2 protein-coding genes are annotated in these 641 nt (G+C 72.7%); both read left to right on the top strand.

Features of this window, described 5'->3' with window-relative positions; genetic code table 11:
- The coding region (locus Q4D18_RS11685; protein WP_303128609.1) for an HpcH/HpaI aldolase/citrate lyase family protein at window positions 1–142 on the top strand (142 nt) is incomplete at its 5' end.
- Window positions 139–621, top strand: a complete 483-nt coding sequence (locus tag Q4D18_RS11680; protein ID WP_303128607.1) for a phosphoribosyltransferase domain-containing protein — start codon at window positions 139–141, stop codon at window positions 619–621. The genes Q4D18_RS11685 and Q4D18_RS11680, both read left to right, overlap by 4 nt.
- Window positions 622–641: the final 20 nt, after the last annotated feature.

The raw sequence follows: 641 nt of genomic DNA, 5'->3' as shown, positions 1-641 counted from the left end.
CTCGGGCTACCGCAACAAGATGAACGAGTCCAAGCCGCACATGGCCTGGGCGAGGTCGACGATGGACCGGGCGCAGCTGTTCGGGGTCAGCCGCCCGGAGGTCAGCTTCGTCGACATCCTGTCTGCCAGTCTGCTCTCATGACCGACCCGCGAACCTGGGCCCGCGAGCACCTGGGCATCCTCGTCATGCCCGCCGGCTCCGCCACCGGCCTGGAGGCCCCCGACCTGCTGGGAGTGGGGCTGCGCCGCAACCCCAAACGTGCCCACCTGCTGGTGTCGCTGCTGCTGGGCAAGCACGTCCCCACCGACCCGCGCCTGGTCCGCGGCTCCGGGCACCTGCTGGGGCTGCTGGCAGCGCGCCTGCTCAACGACGGCCCCGAGCTCGGCATCAGCCGGACCTCCCGGTTGCTGGGCCGGGCGATGACGGACCCGTCCGCGATCACCGACTTCCAGGACGCCGTCGCCGCGTCGCTGGCGCAGGCCCCGCAGGTCGGGGACCCGGTGGTGCTCGGGATGTGCGAGACCGCCGTCGCCCTCGGGCACAGCGTCGCCGAGGCCGTCCCGGGCGCCCGGTACCTGCTCTCCACCCGCCGCCCGACGCAGGTGCCCGTGCTGGGCTGATTCGAGGTGGAGCACTCGAA

It is taken from the genome of Micrococcus sp., from assembly GCF_030523875.1.
Lineage (GTDB): Bacteria > Actinomycetota > Actinomycetes > Actinomycetales > Micrococcaceae > Micrococcus.
This window is presented reverse-complemented; position numbering and strand designations above follow the sequence as displayed.